The organism is Paenibacillus sp. Marseille-Q9583 (assembly GCF_976954365.1).
Map to the genome: position 1 here is coordinate 1 of NZ_CDRJTB010000028.1, position 23,547 is coordinate 23,547.

The window sequence follows — 23,547 nt, forward strand, 5'->3', positions numbered from 1 at the left end:
AGATTTTCCGCATATCGCCTTGTGCCCAGCAATAAATATTCAATACAATATTTCGATATTTAGTTCTTGCTTTAGATCCAATATTTGAATTGGATGATCACAGAAGCCTAATCTAAGTTGAATTAAATAAATCACTATATAAATTGAATTAATGTTGAGCGAAGTTAGGTTTTGGACGATGGAGTAATGGAGCGGAATTTTTGGAACTGTAGGAGCGTAGCGTTCGCCTAAAAGCTTTCCGGAGGAAAGCTCACTTCGAAAGCATAAGCTATCATCAGATTTCATCCGCATAATGCGGTTTGGAATAAAAGAAATCTGATGATAACAGCGACCGGAAGTCCAAGCATTCCGCGTAGTTACGATTAATCGTTAAAAAGGCTAGCGAGAGCACGGTTATTTTAATTTATATCCCCCACACGAAAGGAAGTTGCCACACCATGGCTAAAGAAAAAATTGTACTCGCCTATTCCGGCGGACTAGATACATCCGTTATTTTGAAATGGCTTAAAGAAACCTATGACGCAGAGATCATCGCCTTCACTGCCGATATCGGCCAAAAGGAAGAACTCGACGGTTTGGAGGAAAAAGCACTAGCAACCGGCGCTTCGAAAGTATACATCGACGACCTGCGCGATGAATTCGCTAGCGACTTCATCTACCCTATGTTCCAATCCGGCGCACTTTACGAAGGCCAATACTTGCTCGGAACTAGTATTGCTCGTCCACTAATCGCTAAGCGTATGGTCGATATCGCCATCGCTGAAGGCGCTACGGCTATCGCGCACGGCGCGACAGGTAAAGGGAACGACCAAGTGCGTTTCGAGCTTGGTGTAGCTGCATTAGCTCCGAACATCAAGGTGATCGCACCTTGGCGTCTGGAAGAGTTCCGCAATCAATTCCCGGGTCGTGCGGAAATGATCGCTTATGCGGAAGCTAATGATATTCCGGTACAAGCATCTGCGGCGAAGCCGTATTCAATGGACCGTAACCTGCTGCATATCAGCTATGAGAGCGGCGTATTGGAAGATCCTTGGTTCGATCCAAGTGCACCAGAGAACAAAGGAATGTTCCTGCTGAGCAACGCTCCTGAGGATGCTCCGGATGAAGCGGAATATTTGGAACTTGATTTCGTTAAGGGAGACTGCGTAGCCCTGAATGGTGAGTCCTTAAACCCACTTCAAGTGATGGAGAGACTGAACGAGTTAGGCGGTAAACACGGTATCGGACGTGTGGATATGGTTGAGAACCGTTTTGTCGGCATGAAGAGCCGCGGCGTGTATGAGACTCCGGGTGGAACAATCCTGTTCGTCGCTCATCGCAAAATGGAGTCCATCACGATGGACCGTGAAGTGATGAACCTGCGTGACAGCCTGATCACTCGTTACAGCACTTTGGTGTATAACGGTTTCTGGTTCGCACCAGAGCGTATTGCACTGCAAGCTCTTGTAACACAGAGCCAGCAAAATGTAACAGGTACTGTTCGTCTTAAACTGTACAAAGGCAACATCATCGGGGCTGGAGTGAAGAGCCCGGTCAGCCTGTACAATCCTGAGATTGCAACGATGGAAGCTGATCCTACACAAGCTTATGATCAAGGGGATGCAACTGGTTTTATCCACTTGAACGCATTGCGCCTTAAAGTTTCTACAGGTGTAAATGGAGCTTCGAAATAGAACGATAACATAAACTTAAACGGGCATTCCGAAGGCCGTTCCTCCCGTCAGGATAGGAGCGGCCCTCTGGCGTCCAAGAGGAGGAAACAACAGGTGAGCAAGCTTTGGGGCGGACGGTTTACTAAAGGAACAAACAAGCTGGTGGAGGAATATACGGCTTCCATTGGATTTGATAAGGCTTTGGCCAAAGAAGATGTACAAGGCAGTCTGGCGCATGTAACAATGTTGGGTAAATGCGGAATCCTTCCACAAGAAGATGTGGAGACCATTAAGCAAGGTCTGAACAAAGTATTGGACAAGGTTAACGCTGGAGAGGTTGTTTTCTCCGTTGCGGATGAAGATATCCATATGAATATTGAAAAACATCTGATCGAGGAAATCGGTCCGGTTGGGGGTAAACTGCACACTGGACGCAGTCGCAACGATCAGGTGGCAACCGATATGCACCTTTACCTACGGGGCCGTGTAGTTGAGCTAGTTAGCTTGCTGCATGAATTGCAGGAAGCTTTGATCGAGCAAGCCAAAGACAATGTGGAGACGATCATCCCTGGGTATACACATTTGCAACGGGCACAACCGATCCTGTTTGCTCACCATTTGTTGGCTTACGTCTCCATGTTCCGCCGCGATGCGGAACGTCTGACAGACAGCTACAAACGGATCAACGTTCTGCCACTCGGAGCAGGTGCACTTGCGGGAACAACCTTCCCAATCGACCGCCATTTTGTGGCCGAGCAATTGGGCTTTGACAGTGTTTACGAGAACAGTCTGGATGCTGTCAGTGACCGCGATTTCATCGTGGAGTTCTTGGCGAATGCAGCGCTTGTTATGACACATCTATCCAGACTCAGTGAGGAATTGGTACTGTGGAGTAGCACAGAGTTTAGTTTTGTGGAGCTGGATGATGCTTTCTGCACAGGCAGCAGTATTATGCCGCAGAAGAAGAACCCGGACGTACCAGAACTGGTACGGGGCAAAACAGGCCGCGTTTACGGTAATCTGATTGGCTTGCTGACCGTACTGAAATCACTGCCACTCGCGTACAACAAGGATATGCAGGAAGACAAAGAAGGCATGTTCGATACCGTTACTACGCTGACTGGTGCACTGCAATTGTTCGCGCCGATGATCTCCACCATGAAGGTGAACAAGGGGCGTATGCGTGAAGCCGTGAATACGGATTTCTCGAATGCTACGGATATTGCGGACTTCTTGGTAGGCAAAGGTCTTCCTTTCCGCCAAGCACATGAAGTAATCGGAAAAACAGTGCTCTATTGCATCAACGAAAGCAAGTTCCTCTTGGATCTGACGCTGGAAGAGTTCAAGCAATTCTCACCGCTGTTCGACGAGAATATCTATGCTGTTCTCCAACCGGAAGCGGTAGTTAACGCCCGTAACGTTTATGGTGGCACAGCCACCGTTCAGGTGAAAGCTGCAATCGAACGCGCGGAGCAGGCACTGCACGAAGCTAATGAATGGGTTGTACAACACGGTGACGCTATATTGTAAACCGTATCAATACCAAATCCCGCCTCAGACTTTTATAGGTCGCAGGCGAGATTTTTTTTATCTAAAGGTACTCTAATTACAACACAACTGGATTCACTGTGCTCTTTACGGTTATCCTTAGATTAGGGATAGGAGGGTGCGTAAGTATGAGTAGAGAGCAAATCCTAGACGAGCTTAGATCGCAATTAGAACTGGGGAATCATATTATTGGAGTAGCCACAGGTGCGGGAATAACGGCAAAGTATGCGAAGCAGGGTGGAGCAGACTTCCTTCTGATGTTAAACTCGGGTAAATTCCGGCAGATGGGGAGGAGCTCTCTCGCTGGGATTTTGCCATTTTGCAATAGTAATGATATGGTGATGGACTTTGCGTCTAGGGAAATCATCCCTTTGGTAAGAGATATTCCTATTATTTTTGGACTGAATGCAACCGATCCGATAAAAGATATGGAGAGCTATATCAGTGAAATAAAGCATAAGGGGTTTTCCGGAATTAATAACTACCCCACGGTTGGATTAATAGATGGTCAATTTGGAGAAGCGCTCGAAGAAGAAGGGAATGGTTATCTACTCGAAGTGGAAGCCATAAGGATCGCCCATGAAAAAGATTTGTTTACCATTGCCTTTGTATTTGACGAAATTCAAGCCGCTCAGATGATCGAGGCAGGAGCAGATATTATTTGTGCACATTTAGGCTTAACCGAAGGGGGATTATTAGGAGCCAAGAAGGTATTCTCTCTGGAAGCTGCCAAGGCTAAGGCGGACAAGATTTTTAATACATGCAATGCGCTAAAGCCAGATTTAATTAAATTGGTGTATGGTGGTCCCGTGAAAACGCCAATTGATGTGCAGTATATGTACAGTAATAATCAAAACCTGATGGGGTATATCGGGGGCTCTGCTTTTGAAAGAATTCCCTCGGAGAAGTCCATTACTAATATAACCAAAGCCTTTAAAGTATCGGGGACGCTGGATGAAGATGATTTTATGGTCAAAATGCTAGACGGCATCACAAAGCACTATGATTATGTTGAGTTTGTAAAAGAATACGTAGCTCAAAATTATAGGAATGAGATCTTGTTTGCAGATTTAGCTAAGGTGGCGCATGTATCCCGAAGCTACTTAAGTAGCTTGTTTACCAAAAAAGTAGGCTGCAGCTTTCAAACGTATCTCGTACAATTTCGGATGGATAAGGCAGCGGAAATATTACATAGAGACCCTATCCAGTTATCTGAGCTAGCACCATTAGTTGGGTACCAAGACTATGCGCAGTTTAGCAAAATGTTTAAGAAGTATAAAGGGTTCTCTCCAAAACAATATAAATCTAACATAAACACAAAAACATAAGACATAAAAGCGTTTTCATTGATAAACCAAAGAAGTATGATTAACTCATAAGTTGATCATGCTTTTTTGAAATATAAGAAAGTATAAGTTTCACATTATACATTATCCTTATATTTCTCCTTGTAGATATTTGAAGAGGAGGTTGAAGAAATGAAGACGATTGCCATTGCCGGAACTTTTGACACCAAGGGTGAAGAATATCTCTACATTAAAAATTTGCTGGAAAGCTTGGAGCTAGGTACGTTTACGATTCATACGGGTGTGTTTGAGCCCACCTTTACACCGGATATCTCCAACCGAGAAGTAGCAGCAGCCGCGGGTGTAAGTATAGATGAGCTCGTTGCCAAGAAAGATAGAGCATTAGCTACAGAATTATTAGCCAAAGGTATGGAAAAATTAGTACCTGAATTATATAAGCAAGGCAAATTTGATGGAATTATCTCCTTTGGGGGCACTGGAGGGACTTCACTTGTAACCCCTGGTATGCGGGCATTGCCTATTGGTGTACCAAAAGTGATGGTTTCGACTGTAGCTTCAGGGAATACTGCTCCATATGTAGGCACTAGTGATATTGTCATGATGCCATCGGTTGTAGATGTTGCTGGACTGAACTCTATTTCAACAAAGATTTTTACCAATGCAGCCTTCGCCATCGCCGGTATGCTTAAATTTGAAAATAAACAAGTGATAGAGAAAAAACCATTAGTAGCTACAACCATGTTTGGGGTAACAACTCCCTGTGTGACGGCAGCCCGTAACTATCTTGAAGCTAGAGGATATGAAGTGCTTGTATTCCATGCTACAGGTGTAGGTGGTCAGTCCATGGAAGCGCTAATCGAGGCTGGTTTTATTGAAGGTGTATTGGATCTGACCACAACAGAATGGGCGGACGAAATTATTGGTGGTGTGCTAAATGCTGGACCTCATCGGTTAGAAGCTGCTGGAAAACATCATATTCCACAGGTTGTATCGGTAGGTGCGCTTGATATGTGCAACTTTGGCCCTTATGATACGGTACCCGAGAAATTTGCTGGACATAAGTTCTATAAGCATAACCCTACAGTTACTTTGATGAGAACCACGGTAGAAGAGAATGAAGCCATCGGTAAGAAGCTTGTCGAGAAATTAAATATGGCCAAAGAAAAAACGGTATTAATGTTGCCTCTTAAAGGGATATCCGGTATTGATGTTGTAGGGGAAGCTTTTTATGGCGTAGAGGAAGATCAAATGTTATTTGATACCTTGAGAAATGGTGTGAATAGAAATGTTGTCGAGGTTATCGAAATGGATTGTGCCATTAATGATGTAGAGTTTGCAGAAGCAGCAGCGCAGAAGCTGATAGATCTCATGAGCAAATAACACTAACACAGAACATTTTAATAATGATGGAGGCGTTACACATGAACAAAAATACAAGAACAGAAATCATGGCTAAGTTTAGAGAAGAAGTGGCAAATGGAAAAATTCTTTTAGGCGTTGGGGCTGGTACAGGGATTACTGCAAAAAGCAGTGAAGCTGGCGGGGCGGATATGCTGATTGTTTATAATTCAGGAAGATACAGAATGGCAGGTCGTGGATCACTCGCGGGGTTGTTATCTTATGGTGATGCCAACCAAATCGTAGTCGAAATGGGCTCTGAGGTATTACCTGTTGTGAAAAATACTCCCGTATTAGCAGGCGTATGCGGAACAGATCCTTTTAGAGTGATGGAAGTTTATTTGAAACAACTTAAGGAACAAGGTTTCAGTGGCGTGCAAAACTTCCCAACCGTTGGTTTGATCGATGGCGTATTCAGACAGAACCTTGAAGAGACAGGGATGGGGTATGGTTTAGAAGTAGATATGATTAGAGCAGCGCATGAATTGGATATGCTCACAACTCCTTACGTATTTGATCCTGAACAAGCTAAAGCTATGGCAGAAGCAGGCGCAGATATTTTGGTGGCACATATGGGCTTGACTACCAAAGGTACGATTGGAGCTAAAACAGCTCTTACATTGGATGATTGTGTAGAAAGAATTGAAGCGATTATTAAAGCAGGGAAAGCAGTAAATCCAGATATTATGGTGATTTGCCACGGTGGACCGATTGCTGAGCCAGAGGATGCGGCGTATGTAATTGAACGGACAGAAGGTATAGACGGATTCTTTGGTGCATCCAGTATTGAAAGATTTGCTGCTGAAAAAGGGATCACAGAACAGACTGGATTATTTAAAAAAATCACCAAACAAGCATAAATGCCTTCGGCATCCTTATATTTTAAAAGAACCCTCCGAAGAGGGCAATCTCATTAGAACAGATATTAAAGGTGTAGCTTATGGCTGCACCTTTTTGTTGTCTATTAGAAAAAGCTAATTATTACTCAACGGTAGCCAAGCCAATATATCACGGATTTTGGTATCCCAGTAGCCCCATTCATGGTTGCCAGGACCTTCATCGTAGGTGAAATCAAGGGAGGTTGCTCGGCAGGCATCGCGGAATTTCAAGTTATCTGTGTACAGGAAATCTTCTGTGCCACAGCATTGATACAGCGCTGGTTTCGGTCCCGTGGACCGGTTCACTTCTTCAAGCAGCCATAGAAGGTCTTCAGGCGTACCGGCGATATCTTCTGTTCCGAAGATCATCTCGTATTCTTTGGTTTTGACGGTAGGATCTTCCCAGTTCATAAAATGATGTGCCATATCGAGTGCTCCCGACAAACTCGCTGCTGCTGCAAAAGACTCGGGTTTACGCAGTCCCAGCTTGAACGCCCCGTAACCACCCATCGATAGTCCAGCTACAAAGTTCTCTTCACGTTTATCTGACAGTGGAAAAAACGAGCGCGCAAGCATCGGCAGCTCTTCACTAATAAAGGTCCAATAACGGCCGCCAACTGCCATATCCGTGTAGAAACTGCGATGTACATTCGGCATAACTACAGCTATTCCCATCTCTGCTACATATCGTTCTATAGAAGTCCGGCGAAGCCAGATCGAATCATCGTCTGACAAACCGTGCAGCAAATACAGCGTAGGGTGAAGTTCACCTCTAGTTACGTTGCTCATCCCGATTTGTGTGGTTGTTTTTTGCGGCAAAATTACAGTCATTGAGGTATTCAATCCTAGTACTTCCGAATAAAATTTGCACTCTATTAAAGCCATTTCATCCATCCCCTCTCTTTCCAAATGATAGCACAGAGCAAAAGTGAGAGATATTGTAGAAATATCTGAATTATAAGGGTTTTGAGGATTGCTGTAGCTGGATATGAGAGAATATAATGGAAGTAGAAAATTAAGGAAAAAACGTGCAAATATGAAAGCATTCTCGTAGGCGGGAGGAAGAAAGTAGGATGAAATCAGGCCTAAAGCAGGAAAAAGGATTTACTTTGATCGAAGTACTGGCCGCTATTGTGATCTTATCGATAGTTTCACTGGTACTTACGTCTTACTTTACAAACGCCATGAGTTACTCTAAATCGAACCAGAATAAGACGATCATGGTCAATCTGGCGCGGAACGCGCTGTTTTATGTGGAGAAGCAGGATTTTAAGAAGATGTGGGATTACTTAACAGAGAACGATTCGCTAGAAGCAACTAAATGTCAAAAGGATAAGGATGATTCCGTGAAATGCGATGCTTACATGCAGCTTGTTGAAGATACTACCATCTTAAATCAGGTCTTAAACCCTGCAATCAATGGTGTGAAATATCAGATCGATATTGAGTATCAGCGTGAATTGCATAACCCAAGCTCAAGTCCAAGCCCAAGTGATTCAGATGAACAGAAGATGGCAGCCTATTTGTTGCCAGTGCTGGTCAAAGTCAGTAGAGTGGATTCTTCTAGTGGACCTCAGACCCAATCTGTTGTGGAGGGATATATTACCGATGAGAAAATTCGTTAAGCTTCTCCGCAGGGAGGGTGGATTCACTTTAGTGGAGCTAATTGTTGCCCTATCGTTGTTTACAGTTGCTGCAGGAATTATTTCAGGGATCACGATGTTAGGCTTACGCAGTTATCATAAAATATCGATTGAAAACTCTTTGCGGGATGAAGGGGATTTGTTAATGTCCGCAATAATTACAGAGCTGTATACCTTTGCGCCTGATAAGGTTACCCCAACGATGATCCAAAATGCTGATAAGACCCAGATTATTGATAGCTTCATTACGTTAGAACGCCAGGACGGCACCAAATCGCAGATTCGTATAGCAAACGGCATTCTTACGATAGCTCCACCAGATGTGATAGATCCTCAAGCGGACACAAGAACAAAGATAGCTTCTAGGCTGGCACAGGGCTCTGCAATTACTTTAGAGTGTCAGAACGGCATTCCTTGTGATAGTGGTCTGATATCGATAGATTTATCGCTGGTTCAGAGCTACAACGGAAGAGATTACCCATTGGAGTTGAAAAGTAAATTCGGATTCTAGGAGGAGTAAGGGGGATGAGGAATAACGAAAAAGGATCAGCCCTAGTACTAGTTATGTTTGTTGCTCTTCTACTTACGATACTCGGACTAGCTGTGCTCGGGGCGACGGTGGGCGGGGCACAACGTACGGAGACCAGAGAGAACGATGTGCAAAGTCTACACCTTGCACAGAAGGGGCTGGATGAAGCGGTCGCTTACATACAAACGAAGCTGGATGGACGAAAGGATATTGATCCTGATCATATGGAGGATGAGATTAATAGTATTATTAACGAGGTTTCCGCTAAAATCGTTGGCGTTGCTGATGGAGTAAGTACAGGGTTATCAGGAGCTGGCGGAATGATCAAGAATATTGCTTATGAGAAAAAGGATGGGCAAAAATATTATATTAATATAGCTGCCGAAGCCACGGTGAATGGTGTGAAAAGACAACTGAAACAACGGCTTGTTATTGATACTTATCCGGATTTTCTGAAGTATGCCTTTGGCTCGGAGGGAACTTTGACGCTAAACGGAGCACCCGCGATTCATGGGAATATCTATGCGGGCAAAAAGCTAGTGATTAGTGATACGGCTAGTTATAAATATAAGGGACTAGAATGGTTTAATAAAAAGACTCAGTACCCCAGAGTAGAGAAAGATCCCACTAATGCGGCATCTGCGGAACCTCTGCCTGAAGTGCATGTACAGTCGCTAGAAAGCATAGAGTATTCGGGCAACGGAGTAGTACATGCGGCAGTTAATAAAACTAATGCTTCAACAATCCTTCCGAATATCCTGGGAATTACTAAAGACCAAGTGCTTATTAAACCGCAAAAAAAGTTCATTCAGATTAATGTGCAGGAATCATTCTCAGATAAAGTAGTGGAAGCAACGGGGTTGGTAGGAGCGAAGGCTGAAATTAAGAAGGATATTGAAAACGGCAGACTGGGTAACTTCTTAAGAACAATAGCATTGGAAAGATTACCGGATGCTAATCCACCGTTTATTAAACCTACACTAGAAAGCAATCCAACAAAAGAACAAACTGATGCTTACAATCTTGCAATAGCTGATTACGAGAGAAAGGTAAGGGAGCATCAGAATAAACTATTGCTTAATCGGACGGAGTCTGCAATCTATAATAGTGATTTGCTCATTGATGGAATCAACTACAAGCAATTGACGTTTAGTGATGAAGCCAAAATGGGTATTTCAGCTGGCAAACCGAAATGGCTCATTGTGAATGGCAATCTGGAGATAAATAACTATAGCTCAGAGCGTTCTAACTTTCTGAATATTCAAGCTAATATTCTGGTTACAGGTAATGTTACGATTAGAGGTCAAGTAAAATTCAATTCCACTATATTTGTGTTAGGGACAACTACAGTAGAGGATGCTGTAATTCAAGGTCTTGGTGCCAAGGAATTGGTTCTAGTTTCTCAAGGGGATGTACTCATTAACCGAATAAACGCTTTTAGTAATCCGCCTGAGGCATCTAAACAGGATGAGTTTTATATGAAAGCTTTTTTTTACACGGATAGTAATGCTGATCTTTATGGGGTTGGTTCAATCTTTTGGTTGAATGGAGGCTTCTTCGCTAAAAAGGACCTAACAGTAAATGCTGCGCTGGGAGAAGTCAAGGAACCTTTAACCCCTGAGGAGGGCTTCGAGGATCAAGGTTTAGAACGACATCAATTGGGTAATCGCTTTCAAATCCAATATAACAAGGATGTTTTTATGCATCAGCAGTCCAGTCTACCGCGTGTACAGCAGGTCAATGTAACGGTTGGACCTTTGGAGCTTGTAAATCATTAAGCTGTGCTGATAAGAAAATAGGGAACCCTTAAGCACTCGCTTAAGGGTCCCCTATTTTAGTATCGATCACCGCTATTAGTAGAGTTCGTTACTTTGACTATAATTGTAGCGGTTACTGCGGCTTTACCGGGAATTCCAGAATCATAGGTCACTGTAATGGTGGTTGATCCTTTTTTGACACCTAAAACAGTTCCTCCGCTATTGACACTGGCGATTGCAGAATTATTGCTCTCCCATTTCAATTTATCCTTGATCTGTTCGATCGAGATGGAGGTAGGGATTGCCCATAAAATATCGATTAACGGGGATGTATGACCTACCTCAATGGAAATGGACTCATCCCTAAATCTTAATCCCGTCAGCTCAACAATGTTAATGGTATGTGTTTCTCTAATCGTTTTAATAACTCCATCGGATAAGACCTCGGTTGAGACCTCAATCTGCACATTTGCTGGGGTATTACCAGCCTTTATCCTAGCTTTGAAGCCATCCTCAGAAGGTGTAAGAGTAGCAAAACCATCGGTACCGTTAATGAAATTCCAGGTCAGTTTTGATAGATCCGCATTAGCTGGTTTCATGCCTGCCTCTAAAACAATTTCTTCTCCTACTATTACCGTGTTAGGGCCATCAATTGACAAACTGATAAGTGGGTTAGTAATTAATATCTCTTTTGTTGCAGTGATTGAATCTCGATTAGTAGAGTGAACTGTAACGCTCACAAGATATTTACCTGACTGATCTACGCTGAAGTTCTGATATCTATCATCATTGGAATTGTCCGGATTCGGTGACAATGTGTTAGTGATAACGGTACCTGTTTTAAGATTAGTGACGGTCCAGATAAAAGAAGTTTGAGCATTGTCTGATGTCTTATAATCAGCATAATATGGTATTGACTGATTAACGGTTCCTTTATCGACCCCAATAATTGCTAACGAGTGATCACTTCGTTTGTCTTTTACAGTTATAGTTGCTGTAGCTGAAGCACTGCTGTTGCCCTCAGCCCTCACAGTAATTTTAGCAGTTCCAACGGCTAAGCCCACAATATCACCGCTGCTAGGATCTACAGACACAGTAGATGTGTTATCTGTTGTCCAAGAGAATGCAGAATTACTTAAATCAGAAGGCGTAACGATTGGGATTAGACGGTGGCTCTCATCTAAATAAATTGTTTTGTCATGCAATTCCAGAGACGTAATCCAATAGTCAGCTGTAAAGGTTAAGTTCTCAAATGAAAGCGTAGTACGCGCAACAGTAGGTGGTGATGGGACTGTTGGGACTGGAACAGCTAATGGATAGATTTCCGCTGGTAAATTGCCCGCAAACGGAAAATGGAATAAAGTCGCACTTCTCATAGTCATTGATGCGCTTATGATTGTCCCATATACTTGTCCTCCATCAAAGTTTATAGCAGATCTTGGTGCTAGAATGGTTCCGTATACATTGGCTTGTGAAATCCGTATAGGTTTAGAGCCTTGGAAATTAAATATTACACGAGTTCCGTCACTTCCAAGAGGGAAACGAAGGAATGGCTTTTCTGTACCGTCATCTATAACATTAACAATTATAGTTGATCCTGGCGGAACAGTGAGGTTTGAACTCGTAAGCTTACTTAACTTTGATGCAGTGATTTTAACAATATTGATTGGTGAGTTCCCTGACACAGTGAATGTTCCTGAATTTTCATCTGCATTTGATGAAGTATTAGGAACTAGTTTAGCGATGGCATCAGAGAGTGCATGGAGATAACTCTCCTGCTTACTGAAATCCAGAAGTTCTCCATAAGAGATGGTACCATTTTGAATAGAGCCATTTCTTTGATCTCTGACTGCGCCCTTAACTAGTACGTTTCCATACACCGTACCTTCTGGGAGATGAATATCTCCGCCGGTGACTACACCATAGGGTACTGCGTTTTTATATTGGCTATTTACATCAATACCAGCGTTGTTAAAGTTGATTGTCCCCCCTGAAGCAATTGGTCCCATGATACTTCCTCCGTTAAGTGAAGTGCCCTGAAGGGCAAAGGAGTTATATTGGTTTGTAATTGCTAGTGGTGATATCGCGTGGATATCGACATAACTAAGTTTGGAATTATTTAAGATGTAGGTTTGGGTCCTGATCGGTTTAACTGTGATTTGGAACGTTATAGGTTGCTCAGGCTCTGGTTTATAGACCTTAGCTCCGTTCTCTGTTTTTAATGAATAAGTAATATTATTTAGATTATGTGTCAGTGTATACCCGCTCGTAACATTCCCTGTGACAACCATGCCGGCAGGGAGTTCTTCTTTAACGATCTCTAGGTTAGGTGGAAGCGTCTCGGCAAATACAATATCTGATATAACCTGTGTGGTGGAGCTTTGGTTGGCCGTGCTTATTTTATCAAAAGGTATTCTCTTTGGAGTAATAGAGTAGCTTATCTTGAGCGGTTCTCCTTTTTTCACGATCCCAGTTGCATGGTCCCCTGTTGCATCATTTTTGGGAAGAGATCGTGTTACGCTCAAGTTAGGTTCCACTTTTTGGACATTTACTCTGATTGTTTTGCTTGAGAGCGTACCACTTGGGTCCCAAGCTTTAATTTCGATGTCGAGTATGCCCCCTTCTGGAAGCGGGTTGTTAACCTCTCTATACATTTTTTGTCCAGATTTGATGTTTGTTCTGCTTATTTCAATATTGGAGATGTAATTGCCTCCCGATTTGAATCGGACTTCGGTTGTCAGGTCACGATCATTAAAGTCCAAGTCAGTAACGGAATAGTCTACAAGTATTGTATTTTGATAAGAAGGAATGATTGATTCATTAGTTGGCGTATGCACAGTAATCTCAGGAGCATGATTGGCACCGATAAAAGCTCGATACATAGTATTAACGAATAGCTTTTGCTCCCATTCAGGGAATTTCTTTAGATTGCTCGGGATATCCGAAACTCCAAAAAAGTGACCGGTACCTGAGTACGTTATATTACCCTTGGAGTATGTGTAATATTGATTCCAGCTATCTTCGATATCACGTTGGTATTGATTGTATTCTCCATTCGGCTTAATTTTGGTGCCTTCAGGCATGCTCTCAATGTTATACCAGGAGACTACCTCAGAGTCTTCTAGATTAAGAGTAAAGTACTGGTTATGTGTGGGTGCAATTTGTGGTTGAATGATATCGATTTGCTTGTTATTTTCATCTCTCTTACTCAGATAAAAAGGGTATTGCATCAGAAGTCCGTCATTCACTGGTTTTACCTTGGTAGATAGGTTGATAGCATTATGACCTAAGTTGGTTTCAGGATCCATTTGGTCTGTGATGCTTTTGAAATTATTGACCCAATCCTTTTTCCCAGAATCTAGATTGATTACAGTATCATGTGTGAACAGAACGCTCTGTTTGAAGGTATCAGTAAATTGTTTTATGGCGTTGATCGCATTAGTGTTTAAATTAGATTTCTTGTAGTATTCGTCAACAAAACCAAAGATGAGCATGTCGTAGGTACCGTTAAGTCCGTAGCTTTGTTTGTTTGATGAATTATATTGAGCATTTACATATTCGTTGAATTCCTTCATTGTTTTGTACTTAATATCGAGCTTGTAATCAGGCTTATCCAAAAATGACTGATCCATATTGTTAGCATATGTGAGATTGCTTTCCGTTAAAGTATCAGGCATGACTTGAAGAATATTTACGATGGTCTTCTCGCCACGGTAACGAATGACGCCGCTGTCGAAGTCTTTTAGTTGCGTATTGTGATAATCATTGACCTCTAGCTTCCAGTACAGTAATCCAGAGTACGTTTTTGGCAAAGTATATTCTATACTCCCACTGGAGGCACTAATCTCAGTTTCAGCAACGAGCTGTTTGTCTCCCATTTTGATAGATTTATCGAGGCCAATATACAGCTTGACGGACAGCGGAGCGCTTTGTTGTGGAGTGGCTGTGAGATTAAAGTTAAAAGAAAGCTTTTCTCCAGGAACATAGATATGGCTATTAGCTGTATTAGAATCGTAGTTAGGAATTCTGTTTGTAATTTGCAGACGGGGGCGTTTTTTGAAGTCGTTTATGTAAGTAGAATTTTGTTTTTTTAAGTCGGCGAAAATATTCGAAAGTCCAGTATCATCAACGAATTTAACCTTTTGGTTAGAGGAGGAAGTACGGTAACTGTTAAAAGCTTGGTACAGAATGCCTTGTTCTGGCTGTGGTCTATTGCTCTTGTCTATAAAGGGCTGGCTATGAAAAATTACATAAAGACCTTTATTGATAAACTCCTTCGTAATTTCATCCGCTTTAAGCTGAGTGATATCATTCTTGACGCTCTTGGTATCCAGTGCCCTTGCTCGATTTTCTTCTGAGGCGGGTTGCTGATTACTCACTTGTGTTGGGCTATAGGTCCCCTTCCCAATATAAATCGCATCATATCTTCCATCCAAATCATCCCGCAGCGCCACAAAGCGCTTCATACTCATGGTATCCACTGTGAAGTTAGATAATCCTGCTTTTAGAGATGTTAACTCGCTGCTTCCACTATCCGTAACCTCCAGCATCCGAATTTGGTAATCATTTGAACTAGCTTCTACATTCGTGAAGTGGTTTTTGAGTGGCAGAACAAGCAGAAGGAGAAGCAAGATCGTTACTGTAAAAAGATAGATCCGTTTGTTACTGGCAAATTTCATGGTCATCTCTCCCTGATTGTTAACTATTGGTAGATATGGTCGAATTGTATGTTGTATATGCTAGATTCCGACAGCTTTCTCAGCTGAATTTGTTGTAAAATTATCCAATCTATGTTATATACATTCTAGGACATTTAGCATTGATAGACAACATAAATCTATTGAAATATACCTATAAATTTATTACTAAAGTCCCAATTCTATTGAAAAATACGCTAGTTTGACAAAATTGATGAATCCGTAATTATGGAAAAAATAATTTTCATATTTTGCAGAAATAGAACTGGTAATTTATCTTTGGTTATTCCTAGTATTATCCATTATTGAGGTCGGTGTAAAAGTATAACCAATAACGGCATACGGAGCTGAACGGACATGGCCATCGCCAAAAAGAGACTTGGAGATTTGCTGGTAGAAAATAATATTATTTCGCAGGAACAGCTGCTTGAAGCACTTGCGGAACAGCGTAAAAGCAAGCGTAAGCTTGGCGATCTGCTAATCTCTCAAGGCTATATTACGGAGCAGCAGCTGATTGAAGTGCTTGAATTCCAGCTCGGCATTCCACATGTCAGTTTATTTAAATACCAGATTGATCCTGCGATCACGCAGATTATTCCCGAAAGTATGGCTAAGCGTTATCAGGTGCTTCCCTTCTTAAAAGAAGGCGGTAAGCTGATGGTTGCGATGGCCGATCCGCTGGATTATTTTGCGATAGAAGATTTACGAATGAGTACAGGGTTCCGGATCGAACCTGCCATTTCGACTAGGGATGAGCTGCAGCGGGCGATTGCACGTCATTATGGGATGCGTGATTCTATGAATCAGATGCTAGTAGAGCTCCCGACACAAGAAGAAATAGAAGAAACGGAGATTACTGACGAGGACTCTCCAATTGTTCGTTTGGTCAACCAGATGATTCAGCAGGCTGTTGCTCTGCGGGCGTCTGATATACATATGGATCCAGGTGAGAATAATCTAACGATCCGCTACCGCATTGATGGAACTTTACGGACAGAACGGATTATTCCTAAGCAAATGCAGGGCTTTATCACCGCTCGTCTGAAAATAATGGCCCGACTGAATATCGCAGAACGGCGTTTGCCACAAGACGGCCGAATCAAAATGCAGTTTGATTACAAAATGGTAGATATTCGTGTGTCCTCATTACCTACGATGCACGGAGAGAAGATTGTACTGCGGTTGCTAGATTTAAGCACAGGTGTCAAATCTGTAGATGCTTTGGGATTCAGTGAGGGGAATGCGGAAGTTTTTAAGGAAATGATTGCTCGTCCTTATGGAATTTTGCTAATCACTGGACCTACAGGTAGTGGAAAAACAACGACTTTATATTCAGCGCTGAATCAACTCAATGTAGAAAGTGCAAATATTATCACAGTTGAAGATCCAGTGGAATACCAGCTTGAGGGTGTAAACCAGGTGCACGTAAACTCGGCTATCGGGTTAACCTTTGCGGCGGGATTACGTTCGATTCTCCGACAAGATCCGAATATTGTAATGGTCGGTGAGATACGAGATGCGGAAACTGCTGAAATTGCGGTTCGCGCCTCATTAACAGGTCATCTAGTGTTGTCTACTTTACATACAAACGATGCGATTAGCTCCGTCTCTCGATTGCGAGATATGGGAGTAGAGCCTTATTTAATTGCCTCCTCACTAATTGGTGTGGTAGCTCAGCGGCTCGTTCGTAAAATCTGTACTGATTGCAAAGAAACCTACAAACCGTCTGAGCAGGAAGCGATTATGCTACGTAGCTTGGGGTTGCCAGCAGATGAATTACATCGCGGCCGAGGCTGCGGTAGCTGTAGCAGTTCTGGTTATCGAGGCCGAATAGCGATTCATGAGGTACTCAGCATTGACGATCATTTGCGGCAGCTTATTACGAACACTGCTTCGGTAGAAGAACTGCGTGTCGCAGGTAAAGCGCGTGGACTTGTACAACTGATGGATGACGGACTACTCAAAGTTAGTCAGGGAATCACGACGTTACAAGAGGTCATGCGCGAGACGGTCTCACATTAGGATATATAAGGTGTATTGCATTTTAATCTAGGGGGAGCAGCGGATGCCAACGTATACGCGGGATATTAGACAGCTTTTGCAGACGGCTTACTCCTCCAAAGCTTCCGACTTACATATCTCTGTAGGCTCGCCTCCGGTGATACGTATGGATGGAACGCTTCACCCACTTGAGGGAACACCAGTAACAGCTGATGAAGCTGCAGAAATGGCAGAAGCGCTGCTTGGCAGTGAACGTAACGAAGTGTTTCAGAATGCAGGTGAGGTGGATTTCTCTTATCCGCTGGATGGCGGCGTAAGATTTCGGGTGAATGTTTATCGTCAACGGGGTGAGATTAGTATCGCTGCCCGGGCAATTCCAGCAGAGATTCCGAGTCTAGAACAGCTGTCGATGCCTCCAATTTTGTCCACTTTGTCACTCAAACCACAAGGTTTGATTCTAGTTACAGGGCCTACGGGCAGCGGTAAATCCTCTACGTTAGCAGCTATGCTGAATTACATTAACAAGTCCGAAAGCAAGCATATTGTGACACTTGAAGATCCTATAGAATTTCTGCATAGTCATGGAACCTGTCTAGTGGATCAACGTGAAGTGGGCAACGACACAGCTAGCTTTGCGAGCGGACTACGTGCCGCGTTACGTCAGGATCCGGACGTTATTCTCGTTGGAGAGATGCGGGATCTGGAGACCATTACAGCAGCAGTTACTGCCGCGGAGACAGGTCATCTTGTGATGGCAACCTTACATACAACAGATGCACCACAGACAATTGATCGAATTATTGATGCTTTTCCGGGTCATCAGCAGGGACAAATTCGTTCACAGCTAGCCTCAGTATTACTAGCAGTTATCAGTCAGCGGTTGTTTCCAAGGGCAGGGGGACGCGGGCGGATATGTGCAACAGAGATCTTAGTGAATACACCTGCAGTAGCTAACCTCATTCGTACCGAAAAGACACATCAGATTAAAAATGTGATGCAAACCGGACGCTCGCAAGGTATGCATACGTTGGATATGAGTATCCGCGACTATTTATCCCAGGGGTTCATTGAACCAGTAGCAGCTAAGTCGTTTATGGCGGAGGTGAGTAGCTGATGCCTCTTTTTGAATATCAAGTAAAGACAACCGCAGGCAAATCCATTAAAGGAAAGCTGACCGCAACAGATAAGCCTACGGCAATGGAGGAGTTACGCAAGCGGGGCCTTACGGTATTCTCGCTGATCGAACGCAAAACAACGATTCTATCGATGGATATTTATATCGGTAATCCAGTTAAGCCACTTCATTTCATCATTTATTGCAGGCAGTTTGCCACGCTAATGCGTGCTGGGGTGTCGATTGTGGATGCAACACGTATTTTGGCCGAGCAGACTGAGAGCAAACCGCTCCGTAAAGCACTTGTGGAAGTGAATTCAAGCCTGATGCGAGGGATCTCGTTCTCACAAGCTGTTCAGGATCATAAAAAAATCTTCCCGCAGCTATTCGTCAGCATGATCCGTGCAGGAGAGGAATCCGGTGATATTGAGGGGACGCTCGACAGACTGGCGATGTTTTTTGAGAAGCAGCATTCCACAACGGAGAAAATCAAATCTGCGCTCACTTACCCGATTACCGTCGGGGTTATGGCTATTGGAGCGGTTGTATATCTTCTCTGGGCGATAGTTCCGCAATTTGTAACGATGTTCGAATCGATGAATGCAGAGCTTCCGGCGATTACAAAGATGGTATTGGCACTTAGTAAAAGCATTCAAGGTCAATGGTATTTCTGGATACTCGGAGTTCTTCTCCTAGTGATAGCTTTTCAGATTACAAAACGAACAGAAAAGGGGGCCTACGCACTCGATTATGCCAAGCTGAAGATTCCGGTGTTTGGCAAGCTAAATCAAAAAGGCTCGATTGCTCAGTTTACGCGTACTTTTTCATCTCTATATGCCAGCTCAGTTCCGATTCTGCAATCCTTGGTGATTGTAGAAGAGGTAGCAGGAAATAAGGTCATTGGGGGATTTATCCGAAGTGCAGGTGATTCGCTGAGACAAGGAAATCCACTATCTGAACCGTTGAAAAAAGCATGGGTCTTCCCGCCGCTAGTAACACAGATGATTGCGATTGGTGAAGAGACGGGGGCGCTCGACACGATGTTGTCTAAGGTAGCTGATTTCTATGAGATGGACGTAGAAAATACCGTTGATCGTCTGAAGTCACTGCTTGAACCATTGCTGATTGCTTTTCTAGCAGGTGTTGTAGGTGTGATTGTGGCCGCTATTATGCTGCCGATGTTTAGTTTGTATGGCAATATGTGAACCTTGCGGTTCCTTGTAAATATTGAGAGGGGTGACGCCCAAGGGATCGGGGCAGGGTCGCAGATCTTTTGCTAGCGCTAGACAAGGAAGGACGAGCATTGTAGCGGGATTCACGGAAATAAAAGATATAGGCTGTACCATCACACACCACTTAGAGGGGGAAATAAAATGTTAGCACAAGCCATTAAGAGAAGATTGAGCAAAGAGGAAAATCAAAAGGGGTTCACGCTGATTGAGTTACTGGCGGTTATCGTTATTTTGGGGATTATTGCAGTTATTGCGATACCGATGATTGGTAAGATAATTACCAATGCAAAGGAGGATTCTGACCTTGCTACAGCCCGTCAAGTCTATGATGCAGCGAGATTATACGTAATAGGTGAAAAAGGTGGCGATTATACTGCAGGAGCAGTTGGTGTTGCAGATATTATTAATGATGGTTATTTAGATAAAATTTATCTTCCAAGTACAAAAGAAGTGATTACTACTGGGTCTGTTAACTTTGATTCAAGTGGTCAACTAAAGGACACCACTGCTACTAATGATGCTGTTACTTTAAATACGACCAAGTTTAGCGCTGAAAGTGTGTTAAAAGCTGAGAAGTAGATCTGAATTTACTGAATAAAGAATTTATTGCCGAAAATTATCGAAGATTAACTATTCCCGAAATATAGTTTTTTTAGATAATAGAATTGCTTCAATAATTAAGCAAGAATGCACCTAAGGAATCGGACTTCCCGATTCCTTTTTTAAAATCCAGAGAGCCAACAGAGGACATCCATGACAATACTCATCGCAAGTTACATCACAATACTAGGCCTGATTCTAGGCTCCTTTTATAACGTAGTGGCACTGCGGGTGCCAGCTAAGGAATCATTGCTTAATCCACCGTCACATTGCCCGAACTGCAACACGCGGCTAAAGGCGCGGGATTTGTTTCCGGTGATAAGCTATCTGCTATCAGGAGGCAAGTGTCGTTATTGCGGCACAATGGTGTCGCCTTTATACCCGCTAGGAGAAGCGGCAACGGGTTTGCTTTTTCTATGGGTGTACTTACAATTTGGCCTGACGGGGAAGGGAATCCTCGGGTTTGTGTTTGTGAGTTTAGCGGTTATTGTGACGGTTGCGGATTTAAAGTACATGCTGATTCCGAACAAGGTATTGCTATTCTTTTTGCCAATACTGCTCATTCTTGTATTTCTCTTTCCAGAGGGGCCGTTATGGCATCACTTGCTGGGAGCTGTGCTTGGGGGAGGGGTTCTTATCCCCTTTGTTCTGTTAGGTGGGATGGGAGCTGGAGATGTGAAGTTATTTGCTCTGCTGGGCTTGGTGATTGGATTTCCGAATGTGATTTTGGCTTTTCTAATGGCTTGTCTGCTTGGAAGTATAGTCGGAGGACTGCTGATGCTGCTCGGAATCATCAAACGCAAACAACCGGTTCCTTTTGGTCCTTGGTTAGCAATAGGTGCATTAATTAGTTACGGGTATGGCTCACACATCATTGGCGCGTATCTCTCGCTCATCGGATAGGAGGACATCGACATATGCTTGGATTAGGCTCTAAAGTGGCCGGGCTTTCAATTGAAGCTACCGGAATTCGTTATATTAGTTTTAAGAATAAACAGTCATGGGAAGTCCGCAAAAAACGGTATCTCCCGCTCCTTCCAGGCATGATCATTGAGAATCAGGTGGCAGATAGCGAGGCGCTTTATGATCGTGTTAGGCAATGGGTGAAGAAGGAAGGGCTAAGGGGCAGCAAGGTTTCTTTGTCGATTCCACCTTCGCAGATCATCATCCGCAAAATGAGCATTCCAAGTACCAACGACAAACAGGTAGAGCAGCTCGTAAAGCTCGAAGTGGAGACGGGGCTGCATTTGCCATTTGAAAATCCTGTTTATGATTATGTGACGCTCGAGGTAGATGAGGAGCACAGCCATTTGCTCGTATTTGCCGCTCCGCGGAAATCGATACAGGATTATGTAGAAATTCTGGAGCGTGCGGGTCTTCGAATTAGCAGTGTTGAAATTTCGGCAACCGCCTTGGCGCGAAGTATAGTAACTGGACATGGGGAAAGCTTTGCGGAAACGATGTTGATTAATCTAGAGCCATCCGTCATGGACGTTTATATGTTTAGAAACGGGAATCCGGTATTCATTCGTACGATTAACTTGCTTGATCTGCATAAAGGCAGAAATGTTGCGGCTTTGGAATTTATGGCAGACAGTGAAGTTTTGGCAGAAACAGCAGTTGCTGTGGAAGAGCAATTATCACCGGAACAAATGGTGGAGATCACTGCGGAAATCTCGCGGATGCTCAGCTTCTACCAATACAGCTTGCACGATGGCTCGACTCGTATCAAAAACTTAGTCATAACAGGTGTCCCATCCATTCGTAAACAGCTAGATCTAGAGCTTCAGCAGTCGCTGGCAGAACTCGACATTACACCGATAAGCCTAGACCAGATGGGTAACGATGCTGTATCTGATCTCGAGCTAAATGATTATCGAGTAGCAGCCGGGACAGCTCTAAAAAGCATCATCAGCGTGGACACGATTGACCTACTGCCGAGAGAAGACCGGGAGACGTTATTATTCCCCTATGTGACCATGGGTCTTGTGGCGATCTGGCTGGTGGGTACGATTGGCACAGGAATTTATTTTTCGGCTAATAAGGGTCAAATCTCTAATGGTAAAGAGGAGCTGCAAGGCTTGCAGGATCGCAGTTTAATGCTACAGGTAGAGCTTGGTAAACTTAAGAACAGCGGACCTGGGCAGTTAGATCGGAAGACGGCAATCGCAGAGATTCAGAAGTACAAGCTTAATGCAGTTGCTGTGCTAAACGAGTTAGCCGAAGGGTTACCACCGGGTTCTCTGCTCCGTGACATTAACTACACCTACCGGACATCGATTGACCTGACTGTTAATGTACCTACTATGGTAGATGCCTCTAACTATTTAAGACAACTGCGTCAGATGTCCTTTACAGTGGATGCTTCTATTTCGAAGCTGACCGAAGGAACTGTGGATCAGAGTGCGGGGCCAACGAATGCAGCCACTTCCTTAAATATGTACACAGCCATCTATAAAGTAAACTTATTAGCAAATAATCAACAGACAAATGGAACGGATGCAAGCCAAGAGGAGGTGAACAGCGATGGAACAGTTCAATAAGTATCGCTCTCCAATCGTACTGGGTGTATTGATTCTGTTCTTGATGCTGTTTGCCTTTTATATGCTGGGTGTTCAACCGACAAATAAGGAAATATCTGCACAGAACGCAGAGATCAGCCAGCTGGAGAAAGAAGCAGAGATTCTTCAAACTAAAATTAATGAACTAAAAAGTAGCGCTACTTCTTTAGATTCCGAACAACAGGAACTTCTGGCAGCACTACCGAAAGGCGATGACAGCGAAGGATTGATTGATGATTTACGAGAGGTTGGGATGTCCTCACAGGCACGCTTAAAGGATGTCAGCTTTATTTTGGATGAGGCAAATCCGATTCAGCAAATGACTGGTTCGGCTGAAGTGCTGTTCCCGACGGTCAAACAAATCAAAATGACTGCTGTAGTAGAGGGCACCTATACAGGCATACGGCAGTGGATGGATGAGCTGCAAATGCTGGCGCGTATCGTGAATGTAGACTCGTTTAATTTCCAACAATCCTATGAAGAGCGATCTAAGGATAGTCCTGAAAGTATCTTGACAGCTAATGTAGCTTTCACAGCTTATTATGAGGCTGTTACTCCATCACCGAATTAGATCTCTAATCATTGCTATCACAAAATAATACGACTCCACTTTTCCTGTAAATCAGGAGG

17 protein-coding genes are annotated in these 23,547 nt (G+C 43.4%); 15 read left to right on the forward strand and 2 right to left on the reverse strand.

The annotated features are described in order from the left end of the window. Positions 1 to 437: 437 nt before the first annotated feature. The 5 genes from ACWNM1_RS14525 to ACWNM1_RS14545 all read left to right on the forward strand — a co-directional run bounded on the left by ACWNM1_RS14525 (position 438) and on the right by ACWNM1_RS14545 (position 6,765). Complete coding sequence (locus ACWNM1_RS14525; RefSeq protein ID WP_449601479.1) at positions 438 to 1,673, forward strand: argininosuccinate synthase; 1,236 nt, start codon at positions 438 to 440, stop codon at positions 1,671 to 1,673. 93 nt (positions 1,674 to 1,766) lie between these two features. Further along, positions 1,767 to 3,182, forward strand: a complete 1,416-nt coding sequence (gene argH, locus ACWNM1_RS14530; RefSeq protein ID WP_449601480.1) for an argininosuccinate lyase — start codon at positions 1,767 to 1,769, stop codon at positions 3,180 to 3,182. A 146-nt stretch (positions 3,183 to 3,328) separates the two neighbouring features. Further along, a complete protein-coding gene (locus tag ACWNM1_RS14535; RefSeq protein ID WP_449601481.1) occupies positions 3,329 to 4,528 on the forward strand; it encodes a phosphoenolpyruvate hydrolase family protein in 1,200 nt (399 codons plus the stop codon). 150 nt (positions 4,529 to 4,678) lie between these two features. Beyond that, positions 4,679 to 5,887 (forward strand): Tm-1-like ATP-binding domain-containing protein, encoded by a 1,209-nt coding sequence (locus ACWNM1_RS14540; protein ID WP_076285686.1) that lies wholly within the window; start codon positions 4,679 to 4,681, stop codon positions 5,885 to 5,887. 41 nt (positions 5,888 to 5,928) lie between these two features. Then, a complete protein-coding gene (locus tag ACWNM1_RS14545; RefSeq protein WP_042192344.1) occupies positions 5,929 to 6,765 on the forward strand; it encodes a phosphoenolpyruvate hydrolase family protein in 837 nt (278 codons plus the stop codon). A gap of 114 nt (positions 6,766 to 6,879) precedes the next feature. Here the strand turns inward: ACWNM1_RS14545 and ACWNM1_RS14550 are convergent, their stop codons facing one another. Next, positions 6,880 to 7,668, reverse strand: coding sequence for an alpha/beta hydrolase (locus ACWNM1_RS14550; protein ID WP_449601482.1), 789 nt, complete (start codon positions 7,666 to 7,668; stop codon positions 6,880 to 6,882). A 188-nt stretch (positions 7,669 to 7,856) separates the two neighbouring features. On the opposite strand from ACWNM1_RS14550, the gene ACWNM1_RS14555 reads away from it, so the two are divergent. Genes ACWNM1_RS14555 through ACWNM1_RS14565 form a run of 3 tightly spaced genes read left to right on the forward strand, consistent with a single transcriptional unit; the run spans position 7,857 to position 10,733 of the window. After that, positions 7,857 to 8,408 (forward strand): type IV pilus modification PilV family protein, encoded by a 552-nt coding sequence (locus ACWNM1_RS14555; RefSeq protein ID WP_449601483.1) that lies wholly within the window; start codon positions 7,857 to 7,859, stop codon positions 8,406 to 8,408. Beyond that, a complete protein-coding gene (locus tag ACWNM1_RS14560; RefSeq protein ID WP_449601484.1) occupies positions 8,392 to 8,937 on the forward strand; it encodes a type II secretion system protein in 546 nt (181 codons plus the stop codon). Before ACWNM1_RS14555 ends, ACWNM1_RS14560 begins: the two co-directional genes overlap by 17 nt. Before the next feature lie 14 nt (positions 8,938 to 8,951). After that, complete coding sequence (locus tag ACWNM1_RS14565) at positions 8,952 to 10,733, forward strand: hypothetical protein (protein WP_449601485.1); 1,782 nt, start codon at positions 8,952 to 8,954, stop codon at positions 10,731 to 10,733. A 56-nt stretch (positions 10,734 to 10,789) separates the two neighbouring features. Here ACWNM1_RS14565 and ACWNM1_RS14570 read toward each other — a convergent pair whose 3' ends face one another. Then, positions 10,790 to 15,391, reverse strand: a complete 4,602-nt coding sequence (locus ACWNM1_RS14570; RefSeq protein WP_449601486.1) for a DUF5057 domain-containing protein — start codon at positions 15,389 to 15,391, stop codon at positions 10,790 to 10,792. A gap of 375 nt (positions 15,392 to 15,766) precedes the next feature. Between ACWNM1_RS14570 and ACWNM1_RS14575 the strand changes: the two genes are divergently transcribed. The 7 genes from ACWNM1_RS14575 (at position 15,767) to pilO (ending at position 23,488) form a co-directional block, all read left to right on the forward strand. Then, on the forward strand, positions 15,767 to 17,431 hold the full coding sequence (locus ACWNM1_RS14575; protein WP_449601487.1) for a GspE/PulE family protein: 1,665 nt from the start codon (positions 15,767 to 15,769) through the stop codon (positions 17,429 to 17,431). Positions 17,432 to 17,474: 43 nt separating this feature from the next. Further along, a complete protein-coding gene (locus ACWNM1_RS14580) occupies positions 17,475 to 18,524 on the forward strand; it encodes a type IV pilus twitching motility protein PilT (RefSeq protein ID WP_449601488.1) in 1,050 nt (349 codons plus the stop codon). Next, the gene (locus ACWNM1_RS14585; RefSeq protein ID WP_449601489.1) at positions 18,524 to 19,729 is read left to right on the forward strand and encodes a type II secretion system F family protein; all 1,206 of its coding nucleotides are present in this window, start codon (positions 18,524 to 18,526) and stop codon (positions 19,727 to 19,729) included. Before ACWNM1_RS14580 ends, ACWNM1_RS14585 begins: the two co-directional genes overlap by 1 nt. A 168-nt stretch (positions 19,730 to 19,897) precedes the next feature. Then, positions 19,898 to 20,335 carry a type II secretion system protein gene (locus tag ACWNM1_RS14590; protein WP_449601490.1) on the forward strand — a complete coding sequence of 146 codons (438 nt, stop codon included), beginning with the start codon at positions 19,898 to 19,900 and terminating at the stop codon, positions 20,333 to 20,335. A gap of 174 nt (positions 20,336 to 20,509) precedes the next feature. Then, positions 20,510 to 21,259 carry a prepilin peptidase gene (locus ACWNM1_RS14595; RefSeq protein WP_449601491.1) on the forward strand — a complete coding sequence of 250 codons (750 nt, stop codon included), beginning with the start codon at positions 20,510 to 20,512 and terminating at the stop codon, positions 21,257 to 21,259. Positions 21,260 to 21,273: 14 nt separating this feature from the next. Next, positions 21,274 to 22,899, forward strand: a complete 1,626-nt coding sequence (gene pilM / locus ACWNM1_RS14600; RefSeq protein ID WP_449601492.1) for a pilus assembly protein PilM — start codon at positions 21,274 to 21,276, stop codon at positions 22,897 to 22,899. Continuing rightward, positions 22,883 to 23,488, forward strand: a complete 606-nt coding sequence (gene pilO / locus ACWNM1_RS14605) for a type 4a pilus biogenesis protein PilO (protein ID WP_449601493.1) — start codon at positions 22,883 to 22,885, stop codon at positions 23,486 to 23,488. Before pilM ends, pilO begins: the two co-directional genes overlap by 17 nt. Positions 23,489 to 23,547 lie beyond the last annotated feature (59 nt).

Coding starts and splice junctions, on each gene's coding strand:
- ACWNM1_RS14525 (WP_449601479.1), top strand. CDS start 438: ATGGCTAAAGAAAAAATTGTACTCGCCTATTCCGGCGGACTAGATACA.
- ACWNM1_RS14535 (WP_449601481.1), top strand. CDS start 3,329: ATGAGTAGAGAGCAAATCCTAGACGAGCTTAGATCGCAATTAGAACTG.
- ACWNM1_RS14540 (WP_076285686.1), top strand. CDS start 4,679: ATGAAGACGATTGCCATTGCCGGAACTTTTGACACCAAGGGTGAAGAA.
- ACWNM1_RS14545 (WP_042192344.1), top strand. CDS start 5,929: ATGAACAAAAATACAAGAACAGAAATCATGGCTAAGTTTAGAGAAGAA.
- ACWNM1_RS14550 (WP_449601482.1), bottom strand. CDS start 7,668: ATGGCTTTAATAGAGTGCAAATTTTATTCGGAAGTACTAGGATTGAAT.
- ACWNM1_RS14555 (WP_449601483.1), top strand. CDS start 7,857: ATGAAATCAGGCCTAAAGCAGGAAAAAGGATTTACTTTGATCGAAGTA.
- ACWNM1_RS14560 (WP_449601484.1), top strand. CDS start 8,392: ATGAGAAAATTCGTTAAGCTTCTCCGCAGGGAGGGTGGATTCACTTTA.
- ACWNM1_RS14565 (WP_449601485.1), top strand. CDS start 8,952: ATGAGGAATAACGAAAAAGGATCAGCCCTAGTACTAGTTATGTTTGTT.
- ACWNM1_RS14570 (WP_449601486.1), bottom strand. CDS start 15,391: ATGAAATTTGCCAGTAACAAACGGATCTATCTTTTTACAGTAACGATC.
- ACWNM1_RS14575 (WP_449601487.1), top strand. CDS start 15,767: ATGGCCATCGCCAAAAAGAGACTTGGAGATTTGCTGGTAGAAAATAAT.
- ACWNM1_RS14580 (WP_449601488.1), top strand. CDS start 17,475: ATGCCAACGTATACGCGGGATATTAGACAGCTTTTGCAGACGGCTTAC.
- ACWNM1_RS14585 (WP_449601489.1), top strand. CDS start 18,524: ATGCCTCTTTTTGAATATCAAGTAAAGACAACCGCAGGCAAATCCATT.
- ACWNM1_RS14590 (WP_449601490.1), top strand. CDS start 19,898: ATGTTAGCACAAGCCATTAAGAGAAGATTGAGCAAAGAGGAAAATCAA.
- ACWNM1_RS14595 (WP_449601491.1), top strand. CDS start 20,510: ATGACAATACTCATCGCAAGTTACATCACAATACTAGGCCTGATTCTA.
- pilM (WP_449601492.1), top strand. CDS start 21,274: ATGCTTGGATTAGGCTCTAAAGTGGCCGGGCTTTCAATTGAAGCTACC.
- pilO (WP_449601493.1), top strand. CDS start 22,883: ATGGAACAGTTCAATAAGTATCGCTCTCCAATCGTACTGGGTGTATTG.